Below are 21,519 nucleotides of genomic sequence, written 5' to 3'. Positions count from 1 at the left end.
ATACTACACTTTAAAGCTTCTGTGAGCATCAAGTTTCAGGAATATAAATAACAGAATAGTGAAGGACCACAAAGAAGACCCGCCGTAACTCACAAAGGGGAGTGGTATTCCAATTACTGGCATAAGACCAATGGTCATTCCTATATTTACTAATAAATGGAAAAACATGATTGAGGCTACGCAGTAGCCATATACTCGGGCAAATTTATCTCGCTGCTGTTCGGCTAGGAGTATGAGTCGGGTAAAAAGCCCTAGGTAAAGAGCGAGTAAAACCAAGCTGCCAACAAAACCCCATTCTTCTCCAACTGTACAGAAAATGAAGTCTGTAGATTGCTCTGGTACAAAATCAAATTTAGTTTGTGTGCCCTGTAAGTATCCCTTTCCTAAAAATCCTCCCGAGCCAATCGCAATTTTGGACTGCGTGACGTTCCATCCAGCACCTAATGGATCCGCATCTGGATTTACCAGAGCTTCAATTCTTCTTTGCTGATGGGGTTGTAAAACTTTGGTAAGGAAAAAATCTAAACCCATAGCAAATGTGGAGAAGAGTAGAAATAGACCTAAAAGCTTGTAGAGATTTGACCTGCTTCTATCTCTTTTAGTAAAAATGAGATACCACAAAATAATTCCTAAAACTAACAAGCCACCTAGTATGTACCATTTGGAGTAAAATAAAGAAAGAACCAAAATGAGCACGAAGCCTAGAAACAAGGCCGGATAAATTCCCGGCAAACCTTCTCTATATAGTACTACCATGAAAATGGCAAATGTAAGGGCAGATCCTGTTTCTTTTTGAAGAATAATAATGATAGGCGGTACAAGAATAATAGCCGCCGTTTTCCACAGGTCTTGAAATTTCTTAAGGTTTACGGTCTGGGTACTTAAAAATTTAGCCAAGGCTAAGGCCGTGACTGTTTTTGCAAATTCTGCGGGTTGCAGGGAAAAGGATCCTAACTTTATCCATGACTTGGAGCCTTTTACGTCACTACCTAAAAATATGGTGGCAATCAGTAGAAGAATCATAAGCCCATAGAAAATGTAGGCAAAAGAGTCGTAAACCTTATAATCTACAAATAGAATAATGACCACAATGATCATGGAAAGCGACAAAAATAATAGCTGCCTACCTGCATTATGAGCCAATGAGAAAAATGCGATTGGGTCTTCTGGGTTAAATACGGCTGCATAAATGTTAAGGTAGCCTACCATAACAAGTGCTAAGTATAATAAAACTGTAATCCAGTCAATCCCTCTTTTGATGTTAATCTCTCCTGCCATTCAATTATTTTGCTACGGCAGAAGCTGCCACCGTCGTGTAACTTGTATTTTTCATTCTTTCCACAAGGGCTCTTCTTTCTACTTTGCCTGTAAGGAATTTTTCTATAAGCAGGGAAGATATAGGTGCTGCTGATGAGCCACCAAATCCAGCATTTTCTACTACAGCCGCAATGGCAATCTGAGGGTTATCTCTTGGTGCAAAAGCAATGAAAATGGCATGGTCTTTGCCTTTTTTATTTTGAGATGTTCCTGTTTTACCTAAAATTGGAATATCTGCCATAAAAGCTTGTCGTGCGGTACCTGCTCTTAAAACTTCCTCCATACCGTTATAAATAGCAGAAAAATGCTCTGCAGCAATGCCCGTTTGATGAACCTGTAGTCTCTCTGGTTTCATTCCTTTTTTGTCTGCCCCTACACCTCTTATAAGATGTGGGGTGATCCAGTAGCCTTTATTCGCAAAAACAGCAGTCATATTGGCTAATTTTAAAACATCCAAGCCGATTTCCCCTTCACCAATAGCCAGAGAATAAATATTTGAGAATTTCCATCTATTTTCACCATAATATTTATCATAGAGTGGTAGTCCTGGTAGAAGTTGGCTTTTCTCTCCAGGTATATCAATACCGAGTTGGGTGCCAAAACCAAACTTTTCCATCATATCTCGCCAACGGGTCAATCCTTCTCTAGCTCCAATGAATGGGCTTTTTTCTTTAGTGTTTTCTATAATTCTTTTAAAGACATTATAGAAATAAGGATTACACGAATACTGAACCGCATTATTTAAGTTAATAAGGTGATGAAGCCCATGCCCATGGCAACCCATAGGAGAGAAAGCTCCAATAAACGAAGACATTGGATTGATGACACCCTGTTGTAAACCCACTACGGCTTGCACAAGTTTAAAGGTGGAACCCGGTCTGTAAAAAGAAGATATGGCTCTGTTAAAGGTGGGTTTGTCAGGGTCTCTTATTAGGTTTAAATAGTTTTCTGAAAAAGCTTTTCCAGAAAGTAGGTTTGGGTCATAAGTGGGGTAGGAGCCCATGACTAATATTTCGCCAGTTTTGGGTTCTATGGCCACTATGGCCCCCACTTTATTTTGAAATAAACTGTCGGCTAGCTGCTGAAGTTCCATATCAATGGAAGAATAGAGGTCTCTGCCTACTACAGCGGTGGTGTCATAGCTGCCGTTTTCATACATCCCTTTGGCTTCACCTTTTACATTCATAAGGGTATACTTTACACCCCTTACACCTCTTAATTCTTCTTCATAAGATTTTTCAATGCCCGAAAGTCCAATGAAATCTCCTTGCCTATAGTATTTTGATTCTTGTTCGTCGTATAATTTTCTTGGGATCTCTCCTATATAACCGAGGGCATTGGCAAGGGTGTGTCCAGGATATGTTCTAAAGAAAGATTGCTCAAAATGAAAACCTTTAAAGTTTACCATGGCATCTGCCACAGTTGCAAAATCGGTTTTGCTCAATTGCTTTTTAAAAATAGATGCTCTGTTTTTAGAATATTTTGTAGCTAAAGCCATTGTGCTATCAAAATAGTTTCTGTCAATATTAAAAACTTTACAGAATTTTAGGGTATCAAGGTTTTTAACTTTGACGGGCGTGACATACATATTGTATACCTCCTCGTTTCTTACCAGAAGTTTATGGTTTCGGTCATAAATTTGCCCACGTAGTGGAACTTCAATATGTCTTTTGATAGCATTGGTAGCCTCTATTGAACGATACTTAGGGTCAATTACCTGAAGGTAAAAAAGCCTAAAAACGTAAATTATACCGATGGTAAAAAAGAAGAATAGAATCACATGTTTTCTGCCATCATTCATAAGCCCGGAAAGTCTATTGGAATTAAAACACAAAGGTCTTAAAATTTGAACGTTAAAACCAAAAGCAGCTTACTTTATTAAAGATTTTTTATTTAATAAAGAAATAGAGTTTTGGCTAGCCTCTTTGGAACCGCGTTTTTAAAAAATGTAGTATTTTTGTGGTTACAGTGAAAAAGGTTTTTGAACAAATTTCTTTAGAAAAAGTTAGGGACACAGCCGAGCAAATTATTTCTTTTGCTGAGGATAAATCCGTATGGAAATTTGAAGGGAATTTGGGAGCTGGAAAAACTACTTTAATCAAAGAGCTTTGCAAACAGCTGGGTGTCATGCACGCTGTTCAAAGCCCTACTTTTTCTATTGTCAACGTTTATGAAACGGATAGAGGAGAAGAAATTTTTCATTTTGACTTTTATAGGTTAAAGAATGAGGAAGAGGCCTATGATTTTGGAGTAGAAGAGTATTTTTATAGTGGTAAAATATGTTTGATAGAGTGGCCGCAGGTTATTGATAACTTATTGCCACTACCCCATTTGCTCATAAGAATTGACACAAATGATAATCAAACGAGAAAAGTTGAACTTGAAATAATTAGTTAATGACCCAAAATCCAGAATTGAATATAGGAAGTTCTACTGTCTTAGAAACGCAGGAAAAACCTTTAGCAGTAGAGACAAGAGGTCAAGACTTGACGATAGGGCTGCCTAAAGAAAGTTCAGCTTTGGAAAAAAGAATTGCTTTAAGCCCAGATTCTGTATCTGTTTTAATTAGAAATGGCTGGAGTGTGAGGGTAGAAAAGGGTGCGGGTGTCCCAGCAAACTTTACGGATGAAGCATATACTGAGGCTGGTGCACAGGTTTGTTTGGCAAGAGATGAAGTTTTTTCCTCTAGAATAGTTTTAAAAGTTAATCCTCCCGATTTGGCGGAAATAGCTTTAATGAAACCAGGTGGTGCCTTATTGTCGGCATTGCAGCTTCCTCAGCAATCTAAGGCATATTTTGAGGCTTTGATAGAAAAAAGGATAACGGCCATAGGTTTTGAGTTTATGGAAGATGCCGCAGGAAACCTGTCGGTGATTAGAGCCATGAGCGAAATAGCCGGTAGTTCTGCTATACTCTTGGCATCGGAATATTTAGGAAGAGGACAAGGAACCCTCTTAGGAGGTATAGCGGGCGTTCCGCCTACTTCTGTTGTTATTTTAGGGGCTGGAACCGTTGCGGAGTTTGCGGCTAGGGCTGCCTTGGGACTAGGAGCCGATATTAAAATATTTGATACACATTTATATAGATTACAGCGTTTAAGATATTATTTAGGTCAGCACATTTTTACATCAATTCTAGACTCTCACAATCTGTGTAAAGCACTGGCAGAGGCAGATGTGGTAGTGGCTGCTATGCGTTCAGAAAGAGGACGATCTCCTTTGGTGGTTACAGAAGATATGGTAAAGACCATGAAAAAAAATGCTGTTTTGGTTGATGTAGCTATAGATCAAGGAGGCTGTATAGAGACTTCCGTGCCCACAACGCACGAAGAACCCGTTTATAAAAAACACGGTGTTATTCACTATGCTGTTCCTAATATTGCCTCTAGAGTAGGGAATACGGCAAGCCATAGTTTGAGTAATATTTTCACACCATTATTGTTGAAAATTTTGGACTTAGGTGGTATGGATGAAATGATACTGACGAACCAATGGTTTTTAAAAGGTGTTTACGCCTTTAAGGGAAATATTACACATCAGAATATTGCCAAGAAGTTTAATCTTAGGCATAGGGATTTAAGGTTGCTTTTAGCGGCAAGGATATAGTGGTGCTTAAATTAATTTAGAATCAACAAAGAAAGAGAGATATGATTAATCATTCGAACGAAAATACAATACTGGATGACGCTAATTCGCCAGAGCTAGATAAACATCAGTTAGGTTTAGTGACGGAAGATTTCATCAAAGTCTGCGATAATTTGAAAGAGGCGTCTTATCAGGTCAGAAGTAGGAAGTTTAGTAAGTTTCCTGTTTTTATTGCTACTAAAGAGGATGTTTCTATAGGGAATACGCTATTTTTCAAAGAAGATTTCGGAACAAGATACGAATATAAAGCATCTATGATTGAGGAGTTTTTGGAAAGGAATATTGTGGGAGAAGAATCGGAAGAACTTTTTAAAGAAAACTATCGAGATCCAGAAGAATACTGCTGTCTTTTTGTAATGGATGGGAAGTTTGCCAGCTTTGTTTATATTCCTTTTCCTGAGGATTGATACTGGTTATTGGTGAAATTTAGATAAAAAAGGAGGCCTGAGCCTCCTTTTTTTATGATTACCTTATTCTTTTGCTGCTACCTTAAATTCTGACGTGGTATGGAAGGTGATATCTGGATTATTTTCAGTATTCATCCTTAAAATCCAGTCGGTTTCGGCAAGAAACACAGGGTTTTTGTCTTTATCATAAGCTATAAAGTTATTCTTTAGTCTTATAAATTCTTCAAGTTTTTCTGGCTTATCGGAAGTTAACCAACAGGCTTTAGAGTAAGGTTTTGCCTCAAAGCGTGCTTTCGCACCGTATTCATGCAATAGCCTATGCTCAATAACCTCAAACTGAAGCTCTCCCACTGTACCAATTATTTTTCTATTTCCAGGCTGCATGATAAATAGCTGAGCCACACCTTCTTCTGCCAGTTGTTGCACGCCCTTCTCTAACTGCTTTGATTTCATCGGGTCGGCATTGACCACTTCTCTAAATAGTTCTGGAGAGAAACTTGGTATGCCCGTAAACTGAAGAGCTTCGCCTTCGGTTAATGTATCTCCAATTTTAAAGTTTCCAGTGTCATAAAGTCCAACCACATCTCCTGGGTACGCCTCTTCCACCACGTTTTTACTATCCGCCATGAACATATAGGGGTTAGAAAAGCGAAATTTCTTATCGAGCCTTACGTGTTCGTAAAACTTACTTCTTTCAAAAGTGCCACTGCAAACCCTCAGGAAGGCAATCCTGTCTCTGTGTCTTGGGTCAATATTGGCATGTATTTTAAAAACAAAACCCGTGAATTTTTTCTCTGTAGGCTCCACAATTCTTACATCTGTAGCCCTAGAGATAGGTAAAGGACTCACCTTGCAGAAAGTGTCTAGAAGCTCCATTACCCCAAAATTACTCACAGCACTGCCAAAGAAAACAGGTGCTAAATCACCTTTTAAATATTTTTCTCTGTCAAACTCATCGTAAATACCTTCAATCATCTCCACGTCTTCTTGAAGCTGATTGGCGTCTTTATTACCAATTTTGGTTCTTAGAACCTCAGACTCAATGTCGTATTCAAATATGTCTTCTTCTAGTCTTGTTTTATTGACGGCGAAGAAGTTCATCTTTTTATCTAGCAGGTGATATACACCTTTAAAGTCTTTACCACCATTTACTGGCCAAGTGATGGGTCTTACGCCAAATCTTAGTTTTTGTTCCAATTCATCTAACAAATCAAAAGGATCTTGGCCTTCACGATCCATCTTGTTAACAAAGATAATTACGGGGGTGGCTCTCATTCTACAAACCTCCATGAGTCTTTCAGTTTGCTCTTCCACGCCTTTTACACAGTCTATAACTAAAATTACGCTATCTACAGCAGTAAGCGTTCTGTAGGTGTCTTCCGCAAAATCTTTGTGACCTGGCGTATCCAGAATGTTTATTTTTAAGTCTTTGTACTCAAAAGTCATAACAGAGGTGGCTACAGAGATACCACGTTGTTTTTCAATCTCCATAAAATCTGAAGTGGTTGACTTTTTGATTTTATTAGACTTGACTGCTCCTGCGGTTTGAATGGCACCACCAAATAACAGAAGCTTTTCTGTTAAGGTAGTCTTACCAGCATCTGGGTGGGCAATGATGGCAAATGTCCTCCTCTTTTTAAACTCTTTATCGAAACTCATATCTAAAAACTTATCCTTCTGAAATGGGGTGCAAAGCTACCTCTTTTAGATGACGGATGAAAATATTGAAATAGTATTCCAAAAGTTACTTAATGAAATGGAAACGGAAGGAAAGGATGTCCAAGGGTCGTTTTATGAATATTAGAAAAATGTAAATAATTCCTCAAAATGACATAACTTGTATTTTGGGAAGAATACCGTTTGGTCGATTCGTGGCCTTTTAAATCTACAAATCTTAGATTTATATCTACTGAAGGGCACTTTAGTCTTTCATATAATGCCCTCTCTTGGATTTATCATAACTTTCTTTGTGGAAAGAGTTAGGGTTAATGTTGTAATTTTTTTGAAAACTTCTTCTTGCTCGTAAGTCAGGGCTAATGCGATTTTATTTCATTGGTTGTGCATAGAATTCACTCCGTAGTTTTTCACACTGGATTGAAAATCAAGTGTAAAAAGGGAAAAACATGCCTGTTTTGGTCGTCAGAATTTTTAATTATCGACAGAACGAAGTGCTTTATCTATTATTGTTTACTTGTAAACCGCTGAGAGCAAACATTTACAATATTTTAATGTCTAACTAATTACAAGCTTTTTTAACATAAGAAAAATTATATCTCACTATTATGAAATCACTATTACTACTGCTGCTCAGTTTTTGCTCGGTCTTTGCTTTTGCTCAAAAACCTGCAGGGGCTAAAGAAGAGGGTAATGCAATTATTCAAGGAACTATTATAGATTCTTTAAGCTCAGAGAATGTGGAATTTGCGGCGGTAGCTCTATGGAGTGCTGGAAAAGCCATAGATGGTACCCTAACTTCAAGTAATGGCAAATTTAAATTTGAAGGGTTAAATAAGGGAACCTATAAAATTCTCATTTCTTATATCGGCTATCAGCCACAAAGTATTGAGAATGTGATAGTGAAAAGTAATATGTCCAACATAGACTTAAATAACATTAAACTTATAGGAGATAATATCCAATTAGATGCCGTAACTGTTGTTGGTCAATCTTCTTTGATAGAGGATAAAATAGATAGATTGGTTTATAATGCCGAAAAAGACATCTCTAATACTGGTGGGACAGCGGAAGAAGTTCTAAGAAAGGTTCCGATGCTTAGTGTTGATTTAGATGGAGAAGTTGAGCTTAGAGGGAGTTCCAATGTGAGAATACTTATTAATAATAAGCCATCAGCAATTTTTGCCAGTAGTGTAGGCGAAGCATTAAGGCAGATTCCGTCAGACCAAATTAAATCTGTAGAAGTTATTACTTCACCAAGTGCTAAGTACGATGGAGAGGGTACTGCGGGTATTGTTAATATCATTTTGAAAAAGAATACACTTGCCGGTGTAACCGGTTCTTTAAACCTTGGTGCAGGCCTAGTTGGATCATCGGCTAACGGTAGCGTAAACCTTCGTGACGGTAAATGGGGCGTATCCTTACGAGGAAGTGGAAGAGCGTCATATAATTATAAAACAATTGGCGAGAATACGAGAGAGAGTGTTATAGATGGTGAGGCAACTTACTTGACCCAGCTTGAAGACAGCCGCTCTGTTCGGGCTGGTGGGCGTTACAGTGGCTCTTTTGACTATGATTTTAATAAGAAAACAAACTTCTCTATTACCTACTCTTTAAGAAACAGTTTAAGGGGCAGTGATGGAGAGCAGCTATCAACTTTGTTGGATAATAATAGAGATTTGATTTTTGAAAATACTAGAGACATTGATCAAAGTGATAAAAGTAACTCGAGTGACTTGGATTTTACCTTTACTAAGAGGTACGAAAATCCAATAAAGGAACTTACTATTCTAGCCCAAGTTTCTGAGAATAACTCTAATAATTACTATACCGCTCTCCAAAACGGAATGTCAGCAGATAGCAGCGAAAACCAAGGGAAAGATAGAGAATTGAGCTTCCAGTTAGATTATGTTCAACCCTTGGGTGAGAAAGTGAAATGGGAAATGGGAGGAAAGGGCGTTTTACGATCGGCTCTTTCTGATGGACTTTTCTATAGCTATAATGAGACTACGGGTCGTTATGTATTAAACGATGGTAGATCTAATTTCTTAGATTATGACCAAAACGTATTGGCCGGCTATTCTTCATTTACTGTAGAGTTGCCAAATAAATGGGGTGTTCAAGCGGGTTTACGTTATGAGAAAACCACTATTCAGGCAGAATTTAAAGAATTGTCAAATGTGGATATTCCAGATTACGATAATTTCTTGCCTAGCATTACACTTTCAAAACGTTTCAAAAAAGCGGGTTCTATTAGAACAAGCTACACGCAGCGAATTCAACGACCGTCAATTAGGTATTTAAATCCTTTTGTGGATTATTCTAATGCAAATAGCATCTCCTATGGTAGTCCGACTTTGTCTCCAGAGTTGGTTGATATGCTGGAAGTAGCTATGAGTACGTACTTCGGTAGCAATTCAATCAATTTCTCAGTGTTCTCTAGGATTGAAGATAACAGTATTACGTCTATCAGTAACGTGACTCGTCAGGATGGATTAGATGTAACAGAAACTACTTACGGGAATATTGGTGTAAACAAGCGTTATGGGTCTAATGTCTCTATGAACTTAAATCCTACAAGTAAGTGGCGTTTGGGTGGTGGCGTAAATGTAGATTATACTTATATGGATAACCGCACTATATCAAATGAAGGCTGGAGTGGAGGTCTTAACTTAAATACTTCGTATTCTTTCCCGAAAGATTGGGCGGCCTCTTTCTTTGCGTTCTATAGATCTCCAAGGGTACAGCTTCAGGGGACTAGAAATGGCTTCTATTTTCATGGAATTACGGTTAAGAAAAGTATTAATAACAAAAGAGGAAGCATAGGCTTAGGATTAGAGAACCCATTTGTTAAAACCATAGACTTTAAATCTGCTCTGGAAAACAGAACGGATGCTCTAAATTATTTCATCACTAATAACAATAGAAGTATTTATAGAAGAAGTATTCGTATTGATTTTCAATATCGTTTCGGAAAAATGGAAAGTGACGGAAAAGGCTTGTTTAAAAGGAAAAGCTCTAGCCGTGGAAATGACGAAGTGGATGGCGGAGATGCAGGGGAAGGCGATTTTAGATAAGTGCTGATGACAAGAAAAAAGAGACTGCCAGGAGCGGTCTCTTTTTGATTTACATGCTTTCTTAATAATATTTTCGCCCACCTGAGAGGGACTTGTCTATTCTGATTTTTAATTCGTTTTTGATGAATATTTGTTTCAACCACGTTTACATAGTGGTCAAAGCCTAATACATCAATTCTTTTGAATAGTAATCTAAGTTTACTTTAATTCAAAAGCGGCCATGAGACTTAAAAGACTCTTGTTTTTAGAAGTCATCTTTGTGATGGTAGCAGCTTTTTCAAAAGGATTCTCCTGCTCTCTTCTTAAAGGGATAATAGGAACAAAAACTCTTTGTGAAGATGTATTTTTAAGTGCTAACATAATCGTATTTTTTATTTGTTACTAAGGACCTGAAATCAAACCGTTTATGTTTGACAATTCAAATGTGCAACAAATATTAGCACAATGCTGCTCAAAATATTAGCAAATATTTCAACTGTCTGGTTATGAGTAAAATACATTTAGCAATCTTGCTAAGTATTTGAGTATGAGAGCTGGATTTTTGACCTTTTAGGAATATATCTAGGAGGTCTTCTCCATCAACAGTCACGGTCTAGTATCGCTGGAAAAAGTAACCAAGGTATTCTCTAGAGGCCCAGCTTGTTTCATAATTCACTCACACTCCGCTATATATCCTGAATCACATCACCGAACAGGAATCTATTGAAAGTATCTTCGAAATCTTCAGAAGCTTATTATGGCATGTGCGGCATATTAGGCGGTAGGTATTAAAAGAAAAGTTCTACTTTGTGGTCTTTCTGTGTTCTCATTGGAACATGAAATCGCGAATAAACTAAGGAGTAATGTTAAAGATGTTAATGTTATTTTGGGTAGAATAAGGGTCAACTTATGAAAGATTCGCAATAATCTATTTATAGGCTTGAAATGATGTTATGAGCATGCTCTAATCTATTAATTTTTGCCCTTTCATAAACTTGTCAATGTACTCAGCTATCTCTTCTCCTTTTTCTTCTTGAAGAAAATGTCCTGCGTTTTTTATGATAATTTTTTCGTCGTCTTTAACGGTAGGAATGAGCTTATAAAAGAACTTCTCTGCCCCACTAAAAACTTTATCCTTGTCGGAGAATAGTACTAAGGCTGGTTTATCCCATTTAGAGAGTACCGCTCGAGCGTCTTTCATTTCTTTTACACCACCATGGCTTGGGTGAGAGGGCACTAGTCTTGGGAATGACTTTGCACCGCCTTTATACTTTTTTGAAGGGAAAGGAGCGTTGTAAGCGGCTATTACTTCTTTGGAAAGTTTTGATGCGGAGGCAAACTGAACTACGCCGCCAGTGGGAATAGAAGGGTGATACTTTGCAAACCATTGCCACAGCTTAAATCCAAAATTTACGGGTTTACCTATCGGGAGAAAGGTGTTAAGAATAACCACCCTTTTAAACCTTTCAGGGAATTGACCTAAAAGACCAAGACCTAATAAGCCACCCCAGTCTTGTACTATGAGTGTGATGTCATTGAGGTCTAACTTATCAATAAAATTCTTAAGAGATTTAAAATGCAGGTCATAGCTATAGTTTTGGCTACCTACAATTTTATCAGACTTCCCAAAACCAATCAAATCAGGAGCAATGAACCTGTGATCTTTTAAAGAGGGAATAAATTTACGATATAAGTAAGACCACGTGGGTTGACCATGAAGAGCCAAAATTGTTTCACCTTCACCTACATCTATGTAATGCATTTTGAGGTGGTCAAAATCCACATAGTTTTCTTTGAATGGGAAATCAGTGATTTGCTCGAAAGCCGATTTTGGTGTTTTTATGATCTCCATGGACATTGCTTAATTATTTGGGAAGTTACGAATTGTAATTGAATTGAAGATAAGGCAAAAAAAAATCCCACTTCAATTAAGAAGCGGGATTTCTGGTGTATAATTTCTAATTTATTAGAAATTATATCTAAGGCTTGTGTTCCAAGTACGTCCAAAACCAAACCATACTGAGTTACGAACATCAACACCGTTCCAAGTTTGGGAACCTGTTTCTGCTTGAATGTTAGTTTCAGATTCAGATATGTAATAAGTGTCAAATAAATTATTGACATTTACTCTTATAGTCGCTTTGTTTCCAAACAAATCAAATCTTCCAGTAACACCAGCATCAACTAAAGAATAAGAAGGTAACTTAAGTGCACCTGAGTTATTAGGCTCACGGAATTGAGAATCATTAACAGAATAATCTGCATAAAGATTACCCGCATAACGGTATCCTAAGTCTACCGCAATGGCCTTCGCAATTTTATAGTCCGCATTCAAAGAGAAAGTTGTTTGAGCTGCATCACCTACTTTAGCGTCTTTCAAATAAAGTGTTCCTGTTCCGATAGGCTGCTGATTTGCATCAAATATTTGAGCATCAAAATCTTTAGTATATCTCCAGTCACCTAAAGAAGCCATCGCTTGTATTTTCAATTTGTCTGTAGGTTTGTAGTTGGCTTCAACCTCAATACCGTTATGTCTAACATCGATATTTCTGAATTGAGCAGTACCTTGATCACCTTGAGCATTGTTCAATGAGGTAGTAACAAATCTGTTACCCCAGCTAGTAGAGTAAGCATTTATGTTAATTATTAAATCTTTGGTATTGAAACCGTAACCTAATTCAAAAGAAGTGATTTTCTCGTTCTGTAAGTCATCATTCACAATATTAGCAAAGTTAGGGAATACAGCATCAAATTGAGGTTGTCTTGAGATAAAACCAGTATTGAAGAATACGTTTGATCTATCATCAATGTTAAAGTTAGCACCACCTTTCACGTATCCACCACCTATGTTTTTCTTGTCTGAAAGTGGTAAAGCTGGTTGATCAAATAAATCTTCTCTTTGGAAAGACTGATTAGAGCCACCTGCTTGAACTACGGCTGTAATTTTTGAATTAGCATATTCTACCATACCGTTAAGACCTTGCCAACCTACGATACCAACATTGTAGTAATCAATTTTAGGACCGTTAATACCTGTGCTACCAAAAGCAGTTGCTTCTGTTAGTGTATTTATTATCTGACCATTTGAGTTTTGGTTACCTGTAGAATAATATCCGTCAAGACCCATCAAGTTTTCAAGAACACGGTAGTGATAACCTTTATAACTTCTTAAGTCAACACCTAAAGAAGCTGTTACATTACCAAATTTGCCTTCTAGGTTAGAAATCCCACCTATCCAGTCATGAGAATTCATTGAGGATCTTCTAACAAGCACAGCTCTGTTTACACCATCATCTCTAAATCCGTTTGAACCTATTAGTTGACCTTTATAGCTACTAATTGCTCCGGTATATGAAGATGTTGTAGATCTGTTAACTTCTAATACTTTGTCAAAATTAACAAAACCGTCTGCATCACGAGTACCTCTACCATTTTCATTGTAATGCGTAGTTAAGTCGATGTTAAATGGATACATATCTAAGTCACCATTTCTAAAGTTTCCACCACGAGGACCTGTTCCACCACCACGACCAGCAGATGCGTAAAGCGATGTATTAAGCATCAATTTGGAATTAATATCCCAGTCCCAGTTAAACGTTGCAAGAGGCTTATTATAGAAGTTTCTTCTCATATTAAACTCTTCACCACCTAGGAAACCTGCATCTGTATTCCATCTTCTGTCTATACCATCTTTTCCTGTGTTATCACCAAAGTTTTGGTAATCTCTGATAGAAACCCATGAACTTCTTTGATGGTGCCATTGTCCCGCTCCTAAAATAGAAAGGTTAAGAGAGTGATTTGAACCTTCTGGTCTGTATCCCAGAGCAGCAAAATAGTTCCAACCTTCACCTGCAGTTCCATAAGCATAACCATCACCACTCCACTTAGAAAGCAAGAATGAGCTAGCCCAGCCACTTTTATTTCTGCCAGTGTTATAAGTAGCAGTAGTTTTTAAGTAGCCATTGTTACCAAAAGACTGAGAAACACTTCCACCTTTTTTCAATTCGGCAGCTTTAGTAAAAATAGAAACAGTACCACCAACAGAAGGTACTGCTAATCTTGAAGCACCAAGTCCTCTTTGAATCTGAATTGCACTAGCAACATCAGTAAGTCCTTGCCAGTTAGACCAATATACCCAGCCATTCTCCATATCATTAACAGGCTGACCATTAATCAAAAATGAAGTGTTTCTTTGGTCAAAACCACGAAGACTAATACGTGAATCTCCGTACCCTCCACTTTGTTTAGTAGCGTAAACACCAGGAGTTCTGTTCATGATTTCTGGGAATTCCATGTTACCTACCTTTAGTGAAATCTCTTCGGCAGTGATTGTAGAAACCGCTACAGGTGTTTCTCTTACTTTGGCAATGTCAATTACCCCTGAGGTAACAACAATTTCTGAAAGAACATTAAGATCTTCAGTAAGAGTAACGTTAATCATACTCCGTGAACCAATTGCGATTTCTTGACGTGAATAGCCAATAAAAGAAATGACCAACATTTGTTGGCCAGCAGGTATGCCTTTCAATGTATATTTTCCATCGATATCTGAAGTAGTACCGATAGCAGTACCTTTCACAGATACAGAGGCACCTATTAGAGGTTCTTTGCTGCTACCATCTGTGATAGTACCAGAAACAGCACTCTGTGCAAAAACAGCAGTAGCCATAAACATAGCTACCATAGCAAGCAAACCTGCTCGCAAAAAAGTAAACTTTCTCACCATAACACTTGGGTTAATTTGTTTAGAAGAATTTGACATTAATTAGTTTGTAAGAGTCTATAAATACACTTAGAGAATTTGACTCAGTCACAAAAGTACTTTCTTTTTGTTTCCGATTAAAATCCCATTTTATATGTCTCCCTATAAATATAAAAAAAATACCACAAATTATGATAAGAGAAACATTATTAAATTGTTAACCACAAGCGTTATTTTGTCGTATAGGCTTTTTCTTGTAGTTAGTATATTTGGCTGATATGTGTTTAGTCCAATTTGTTAAATCTATTTTAATTTAATTTAACAGGCTTAATCGTTAAATTAAACTGCGGACAAAACGCTATTAACAGAATCTTACAAACCTTTTAAACTTTAAACTCGTAACTAAATTCACAAGTTTAAAAAAAATATGTTACACATGAAAAATAGATATTATACATTGTTTACAGCTTTACTTTTTGCTCTAAGCAGTTGTTTTGCCATTGATACTCCGGAATCTAATGCCGCTCCAATTAGCCATAGCGTTTGGGATGGTTTGTTGAAAAAATATGTGGACGATAAGGGCTTTGTCAATTATGCTGGTTTTGCCAAGGAGGAAGCTCAGCTAGATAAATATTTGGCTTTGGTTTCTAAAAACGCACCCGCAAGCAGCTGGTCTACCAACGAAAAACTGGCTTACTGGATTAACGCCTATAATGCTTTTACGGTAAAATTGATTTTAAATAATGCAGACCAAAACATAAGTAGTATAAAAGATATTGGTAGCAAAATTAAAATACCTTTCGTAAATACCCCTTGGGATGTTAAATTCATCAAAATTGGCGGTAAAGAAATGGATTTGAATAATATTGAACATGGTATTATCAGAAAGGAGTTTAAGGAACCTCGTATTCATTTTGCTTTAGTGTGTGCCGCTAAATCATGCCCGCCTTTGAGAAACGAGGCTTTTGAAGCTTCCAGATTAAATGCTCAGTTGGATGACCAAGGCGTTCGATTTATCAATGATTCCTTTAAAAATGAGGTTACCGCATCTAAAATGAATGTTTCCAAACTTTTTGACTGGTATGGTGGAGATTTTAAGAAAACAGCCACTATAGAAAGTTGGATTAACAAGTATGCCAAAACAAAGGCTAAAGCAGGTACAGCTATCACTTATAAAGAATATTACTGGGACTTAAACGGAAAACTTTAAAAGAGCTTTCAGGGGTTAAGGCAAATACTTGTTAGTTTTGCATTAAATCTATCTTCTTAATATGCAAAACATTCTTTTCTGGTTCAGAAATGATCTAAGGTTACATGACAATGAAGCTTTCCTAAGAGCCACGGATTTGGGTAGGGTTATTCCTGTGTTCGTGATTGAACCAAGTCAGTTTAGAAAAACTGGTTTTGGTTTTAGGAAAACGAGCCACTTTAGGGCTCAGTTTCTTTTAGAGTCTCTTCAAGATTTAAAGAAAAGTCTTAAAGAAAGAGGGTCTGATCTTATAATAAGAATAGGTAAGCCAGATGAAGAATTGGCTAAAATAGCAGCAGAGAAGAACGTCCTATATGTTTTAGCTTCTAAAGAGGTTACGCAGGAAGAAACTTCCATGGAGTTTGAGCTTTCGCAAAAGCTGAAAAGGTTAAATATTGACATAGAGCTTATATGGGGTGCCACATTATACCATGTGAGAGATTTACCTTTCCAGATTAAATTTCTTCCAGATGTATTTACAGATTTTAGAAAGAAAATGGACGTGCATGCTAAAGTGCGTCCTCTTTTTGGAACTCCAGACAAGCTAGAAAGTGTAGAGGATATTGAATCGATGGAAATTCCAACCCTTGAAGATTTGGGATTTGAAAAGGAAGAAATTAAAGCTAATCCACCGTTTTATAAAGGCGGGGAAACTGCGGGATTGGCTCAGTTAGAAAATTTCATTTGGAAAACAGAAAATATTAAAACGTATAAAGAGACTAGAAATGGTCTGTTAGGGAATGATTTTTCCTCTAAACTATCTGCCTGGGTGAGCTTGGGTTGTGTTTCTCCAAGAAAGATATATCAAGAAGTACGCCTTTTTGAAGAGAAGATCATCAAGAATGAATCTACCTATTGGGTTATTTTTGAGCTAATTTGGAGAGACTATTTTCACCTTGTGGCTTTAAAATATGGTATACGTTTGTTCAAAGTATGCGGTATTAAGCATGATATGAATAAGGTTTGGAGCCAGGATAAAGTAGCCTTCAAAAAATGGATGGATGGAGAAACTGGTATTCCATTTATAGATGCTAATATGCGTGAGCTCAAGGAAACGGGTTATATGTCAAACAGAGGAAGGCAAATAGTGGCTTGTTTCTTTACTAAAGACCTTAAAATTGAATGGTGGTGGGGAGCTAGGTATTTTGAAAGTATGCTTATTGACTATGATGTATGTAGCAACTGGGGTAACTGGAACTATATCGCTGGCATAGGAAACGACCCACGCCCTAATAGATACTTCCATATTAAGAAACAAGCAGAGAAGTATGACCCCGAAGCAGCTTTTGTGAAGAAGTGGCTGCCAGAATTAAAAGATCTCAGTCTGGCACAGATTGAAGGCCTGTACTCAGCAGATCCTCGCGAAGAAATTGATTATCCTAACGCTATTGTGGATTTAAGCTAAGATCTGATATTAGGAAATTCACCTCTTAAATCGGTTTTAAACCAGTTTTCATTAATGGGTTTGAGAACCGAATGAGAATTGATACATTTGATTACATAATTTTAAACTAAATAAACCCCTCATTTCAAAATGAAAAAATTCGGAACGCTAGGCATTGTTGTCTTCTTATTATTGTTTGGGATGTATGGATGTAATTCATATAACGGACTAGTAGAAAAAGACAATAACGTAGATAAGCTGTGGTCTAATGTACAAACACAGTATCAACGTAGAGCAGATTTGATATCAAATCTTGTTAAAACGGTACAGGGTGCGGCTGACTTTGAAAGAGGTACACTTACAGATGTTATAGAAGCACGTTCTAAAGCCACGGCCATTCAGTTGTCGGCTGATGAACTTACGCCAGAAAATATGGCTAAATTTCAAGCTGCTCAAGACCAGTTAAGTGGGTCTTTAAGTAGATTGCTGGTTTCTGTAGAGAGATATCCGGAACTAAAGGCAAATCAGAACTTTTTAGAGCTTCAGGCTCAAATAGAAGGTACAGAAAATAGGATTTCTGTTGCTAGAAACGATTTTAATGCTGGAGTAGGGGAGTACAACTTATCAGTAAGAACATTCCCTAACAATCTGATGGCTGGCCTATTTGGATTCTCTAAGAAAGCTTTCTTTGAAGCGGCTGAAGGTGCACAAAACGCTCCTGATGTTGACTTTGATTTCAAAAAATAATTTATGAAATTTTTTTCTGAGGCGGAAAAGAATCGCATTGTGAATGCCATTAATGAAGCCGAATTACAAACCTCCGGAGAGATTAAAGTGCATGTGGAAGACCACTGCCCTTTAGACTCCCCTGTGGAGCGAGCCAAAGAAGTGTTCATTCTATTATCACTGGATGTAACAGCACTTAGAAATGGCGTTTTGTTTTATCTGTCTATTAGAGATAGGACATTTGCGATTTTAGGAGACCAAGGGATCCATGAGAAAGTGGGGGCAAACTTCTGGGAGGAAGAGAAAAAATTAATGCATCAATACTTAAACTCTGGAAATACAGTAGAGGGCTTAAGCTTGGCTATAGAAATGGCGGGTAAAGCCCTTCAAAAACATTTTCCTTATCAATCTGATGATGTCAATGAAATCTCGAATGATATCTCTTTTGGAACAATTAAATGATAAAAAGACTAAGACATTTTAACTTTTCTAAGCCATTTAGAGCAGGATTACTGTGTCTTTTGACTTTCTTTTCGGCAGTGGCTCAGGATATTCCAGCTGTGCCTAAGCCCGCAAAACTCGTAAACGATTTTGTAGGCGTACTATCTGCTTCAGAAATTCAAGGCCTAGAAAATAAGCTTGTAAACTTTGACGATACCACTTCTAATCAAATAGCGGTAGTGGTGGTAAAAACCGTGGAGCCTTCCGATATGAATTCTTATGCTGTAAAGCTGGGGAGAGAATGGGGTATTGGCCATGATGGTAAGAATAATGGTATAGTGGTCTTATGGGCTACAGAAGATAGAAAAGTTTACATAGCCACGGGTTACGGTTTAGAAGGTGGATTGCCAGATGCATACGCCAAAAGGGTAGTAGACCGAATTATTATTCCTCGTTTTAAGGAAGGTCAGTTTTATCAAGGTATAGATGAAGGCACATCCGCTATAATGAAATATACCTCTGGAGAGTTTGAAGCAGAGCCAGAGGAGGCAGAAGATTTTCCAATTTTCGGTTTTTTGATAGTTTTGTTAATCATCTTTTGGGTTATAAGATCGATGTCAAAAGGTGGAAATGGTGGAGGTGGAATGATGAGTAAAGGTTCGGCTTTTCCATATACTACTTATACGGGTTGGGGAAACCATTCAGGAAGCTGGGGCGGCGGTGGAGGCTGGTCTGGTGGAGGAGGTGGCGGTGGCTTTGGCGGCTTTGGTGGAGGTAGTTTTGGTGGTGGTGGTGCCGGCGGCAGCTATTAAGTAAGAACTTCATTTAAAAGGCTCAATAATTATGACAATGTCATGTTATTGAGCCTTTTGTTTTACAGAGCAGGATAATTAATTGGCCTCTGGCATTTCATATCTTTTAGGTAGCCAGATATTATTTTTTCCATTTACATCTGGAAGCCTTTCATCAGGATCTATCGTTACCGACATAATAGGGGATGTCGATGGGTATCTGAATTTCCACTCAGAGCCTCGCTGCCAAATTTCAACTGGAAGTTCTACTCTGTTGGTCTTTCCATTAGCCTCCTTTATTTCTATGACAGCCGGCATAGGAAGCTTTTCTTTGGTAGAAATGGTGATGATACTTCCATTGGATGGAAGTTGGTCAATGTACATTACATCATCCACAGACTGATCAATCTTCCAGTCTTCCGCTATCCAACCTTTCCAAAACCATCCAAGGTCTTCTCCAGCGGCATCTTCCATTGTTTCAAAGAAATCGAATGGTGTAGGGTGTTTGAAGGCCCATCTGTTGACATATTCTTTAAAGGCATAGTCAAACCTATCTTCACCTAAAACCAATTCTCTTAATAGATCTAAACCTAAACCCGGTTTAAAATAAGCGGCCAAACCAAAGTTGTTGGATTGGATAACTTCTGGAGTCATTAGAATGGCATCTCTACCGAACATGTAAGGGGCATATTGGCGTCTGTTTAATGGAGAATAAAACTCACCATCGTTGAAAGCTTTGCTAGATAAACCGTTAATGAAGGTGTTGAACCCTTCGTCCATCCAGGCATATTTACGCTCGTTAGAACCCACTATCATAGGGAACCAGTTGTGACCAAACTCATGGTCTGTCACTCCCCAAAGAGAAGCTCCTCCGTCTCCAGCACCACAAAAAACGATACCAGGATATTCCATTCCAGAAACCACACCCGCTACATTAGTAGCTACAGGGTAAGAGTACTCATAGATATAGTTTGAGTAGAACTCAATACTTGCTTTCACATATTCCGTAGAACGGCCCCATTTATCATCTCCACCTACTTCCGCAGGGTATACAGACTGGGCTAATGCCGTTTTACCGCTTGGTAAGTTTATTCTGGCTGCATCCCAAACAAAGCTCTTGGAAGAAGACCAAGCGATATCTCTCGTTTGATTACATCTGAACTTCCAAGTCAAAGTACCATCGTTTTTGGGTCTGCTTGAAGCTTCATTCACTTCTGCTCCCGTTCTAATCATTACCGTCTGGTCTGACTTGGCCGCTTCCTTTAATCTGCTTATTTGAGTATTGGTTAATACTTCAGAAGGATTTAGTAACTCCCCAGAACCCACCACAATATGATCTGCAGGAACAGTGATGTTATACTCAAAATCTCCATATTCTAAGTAAAACTCTCCGCCACCTATATAAGGAAGTATGTTCCATCCTTCCACATCATCATAAACGGCCATCCTTGGGTACCACTGAGCTATCTCGTAAATAGTGCCATCTGCAGCTTCGTATTTACCAAGTCTGTCTGAGCCATATCTCGGTATAGCAAAATCATAATCCATCGTAATTACTACTTTTTCCCCAGTTCTTAATGGCTCACTCAATCTGATTTGCATTCTAGTATCAGAGATGATATGTGAAGCATATGTAGAAGAAGTGGTTGTCCTCTTTTTGCTGATTGGTACTTGTTTAGATGCGGTTACATTAGAAATGTTGTAGCCACCCTCAAAACCCATATTGCCATGTCTGCCACCTTCAAGGGCAGTAGTTTGTCCGCCTTTAGAGGCATCGTTGAAAAGGTTTTGATCTAACTGGATCCATAGGAATGGAAGTAAATCTGGACTGTTATTGGTATAAGTAATGCTTACATTACCTTTAACCATGTTTTTTACCACATCTAACTCAACGTTGATAAGGTAATCTGCAGTGTTTTGCCAGTATTGAGGACCAGGAGCTCCTGTGCCGCTTCTGTAAACTGTTCCTGGGCGATAAGAAAAAAGAGGATCAAAGGCCTCCTTGTGGTCGTAATTCGACTTTTGTTGTGCCAATGAATCTGTTATAAATCCAAAACAGATGAGTGTGGCAATTGCGAGAATCTTCTTCATTTAATAATACTTATTGGTTTTTTGTTTTGATGTTGTC

16 protein-coding genes are annotated in these 21,519 nt (G+C 37.9%); 9 read left to right on the top strand and 7 right to left on the bottom strand.

Going from position 1 to position 21,519, the window contains the following annotated elements; translation table 11 throughout:
* Positions 1-3: 3 nt before the first annotated feature.
* Both rodA and ACSBFT_RS14390 read right to left on the bottom strand, forming a co-directional pair.
* The gene (gene rodA, locus ACSBFT_RS14395; protein ID WP_463048708.1) at positions 4-1,278 is read right to left on the bottom strand and encodes a rod shape-determining protein RodA; all 1,275 of its coding nucleotides are present in this window, start codon (positions 1,276-1,278) and stop codon (positions 4-6) included.
* Between the two features lie 4 nt (positions 1,279-1,282).
* Positions 1,283-3,118 (bottom strand): penicillin-binding transpeptidase domain-containing protein, encoded by a 1,836-nt coding sequence (locus ACSBFT_RS14390; RefSeq protein WP_463048707.1) that lies wholly within the window; start codon positions 3,116-3,118, stop codon positions 1,283-1,285.
* A 158-nt stretch (positions 3,119-3,276) separates the two neighbouring features.
* Here ACSBFT_RS14390 and tsaE point away from each other — a divergent pair, with 158 nt between their 5' ends.
* The 3 genes from tsaE to ACSBFT_RS14375 are packed head-to-tail and all read left to right on the top strand — an operon-like array spanning position 3,277 to position 5,368.
* Positions 3,277-3,714, top strand: a complete 438-nt coding sequence (gene tsaE / locus ACSBFT_RS14385; RefSeq protein ID WP_489601141.1) for a tRNA (adenosine(37)-N6)-threonylcarbamoyltransferase complex ATPase subunit type 1 TsaE — start codon at positions 3,277-3,279, stop codon at positions 3,712-3,714.
* The gene (locus ACSBFT_RS14380; protein ID WP_463048704.1) at positions 3,714-4,922 is read left to right on the top strand and encodes an alanine dehydrogenase; all 1,209 of its coding nucleotides are present in this window, start codon (positions 3,714-3,716) and stop codon (positions 4,920-4,922) included. Before tsaE ends, ACSBFT_RS14380 begins: the two co-directional genes overlap by 1 nt.
* A gap of 41 nt (positions 4,923-4,963) precedes the next feature.
* On the top strand, positions 4,964-5,368 hold the full coding sequence (locus ACSBFT_RS14375; RefSeq protein WP_489601140.1) for a hypothetical protein: 405 nt from the start codon (positions 4,964-4,966) through the stop codon (positions 5,366-5,368).
* A gap of 63 nt (positions 5,369-5,431) precedes the next feature.
* Here the strand turns inward: ACSBFT_RS14375 and ACSBFT_RS14370 are convergent, their stop codons facing one another.
* Positions 5,432-7,027, bottom strand: a complete 1,596-nt coding sequence (locus tag ACSBFT_RS14370) for a peptide chain release factor 3 (protein ID WP_489601139.1) — start codon at positions 7,025-7,027, stop codon at positions 5,432-5,434.
* 623 nt (positions 7,028-7,650) lie between these two features.
* On the opposite strand from ACSBFT_RS14370, the gene ACSBFT_RS14365 reads away from it, so the two are divergent.
* Positions 7,651-10,119 (top strand): TonB-dependent receptor, encoded by a 2,469-nt coding sequence (locus ACSBFT_RS14365; protein ID WP_489601138.1) that lies wholly within the window; start codon positions 7,651-7,653, stop codon positions 10,117-10,119.
* A gap of 198 nt (positions 10,120-10,317) precedes the next feature.
* Here ACSBFT_RS14365 and ACSBFT_RS14360 read toward each other — a convergent pair whose 3' ends face one another.
* The 3 genes from ACSBFT_RS14360 to ACSBFT_RS14350 form a co-directional block, all read right to left on the bottom strand.
* Positions 10,318-10,479, bottom strand: a complete 162-nt coding sequence (locus tag ACSBFT_RS14360; protein ID WP_463048700.1) for a hypothetical protein — start codon at positions 10,477-10,479, stop codon at positions 10,318-10,320.
* Between the two features lie 583 nt (positions 10,480-11,062).
* Entirely contained in the window at positions 11,063-11,950 is an 888-nt protein-coding gene (locus ACSBFT_RS14355) for a haloalkane dehalogenase (protein ID WP_489601137.1), read from the bottom strand.
* A gap of 114 nt (positions 11,951-12,064) precedes the next feature.
* Positions 12,065-14,860: a TonB-dependent receptor gene (locus tag ACSBFT_RS14350; protein WP_489601136.1), complete on the bottom strand. Its 2,796-nt coding sequence runs from the start codon at positions 14,858-14,860 to the stop codon at positions 12,065-12,067.
* A gap of 376 nt (positions 14,861-15,236) precedes the next feature.
* Between ACSBFT_RS14350 and ACSBFT_RS14345 the strand changes: the two genes are divergently transcribed.
* The 5 genes from ACSBFT_RS14345 (at position 15,237) to ACSBFT_RS14325 (ending at position 19,412) form a co-directional block, all read left to right on the top strand.
* Complete coding sequence (locus ACSBFT_RS14345) at positions 15,237-16,010, top strand: DUF547 domain-containing protein (RefSeq protein ID WP_463048697.1); 774 nt, start codon at positions 15,237-15,239, stop codon at positions 16,008-16,010.
* A gap of 61 nt (positions 16,011-16,071) precedes the next feature.
* Positions 16,072-17,454, top strand: coding sequence for a DASH family cryptochrome (locus ACSBFT_RS14340; protein WP_463048696.1), 1,383 nt, complete (start codon positions 16,072-16,074; stop codon positions 17,452-17,454).
* 129 nt (positions 17,455-17,583) lie between these two features.
* Positions 17,584-18,180 carry a LemA family protein gene (locus ACSBFT_RS14335; protein WP_463048695.1) on the top strand — a complete coding sequence of 199 codons (597 nt, stop codon included), beginning with the start codon at positions 17,584-17,586 and terminating at the stop codon, positions 18,178-18,180.
* Positions 18,181-18,183: 3 nt separating this feature from the next.
* Positions 18,184-18,621 carry a TPM domain-containing protein gene (locus tag ACSBFT_RS14330; RefSeq protein ID WP_489601135.1) on the top strand — a complete coding sequence of 146 codons (438 nt, stop codon included), beginning with the start codon at positions 18,184-18,186 and terminating at the stop codon, positions 18,619-18,621.
* Positions 18,618-19,412, top strand: coding sequence for a TPM domain-containing protein (locus ACSBFT_RS14325; protein ID WP_489601134.1), 795 nt, complete (start codon positions 18,618-18,620; stop codon positions 19,410-19,412). The genes ACSBFT_RS14330 and ACSBFT_RS14325 overlap by 4 nt, the downstream gene beginning before the upstream one ends.
* A 78-nt stretch (positions 19,413-19,490) precedes the next feature.
* On the opposite strand, the gene ACSBFT_RS14320 is transcribed toward ACSBFT_RS14325, so the two are convergent.
* Entirely contained in the window at positions 19,491-21,482 is a 1,992-nt protein-coding gene (locus ACSBFT_RS14320; protein ID WP_489601133.1) for a M1 family metallopeptidase, read from the bottom strand.
* Positions 21,483-21,519 lie beyond the last annotated feature (37 nt).

This window comes from Arcticibacterium sp. SM2516 (assembly GCF_057914865.1).
Note: the sequence above shows the minus strand (reverse complement) of the source record. Positions and strands in the feature narration are given on the sequence as shown.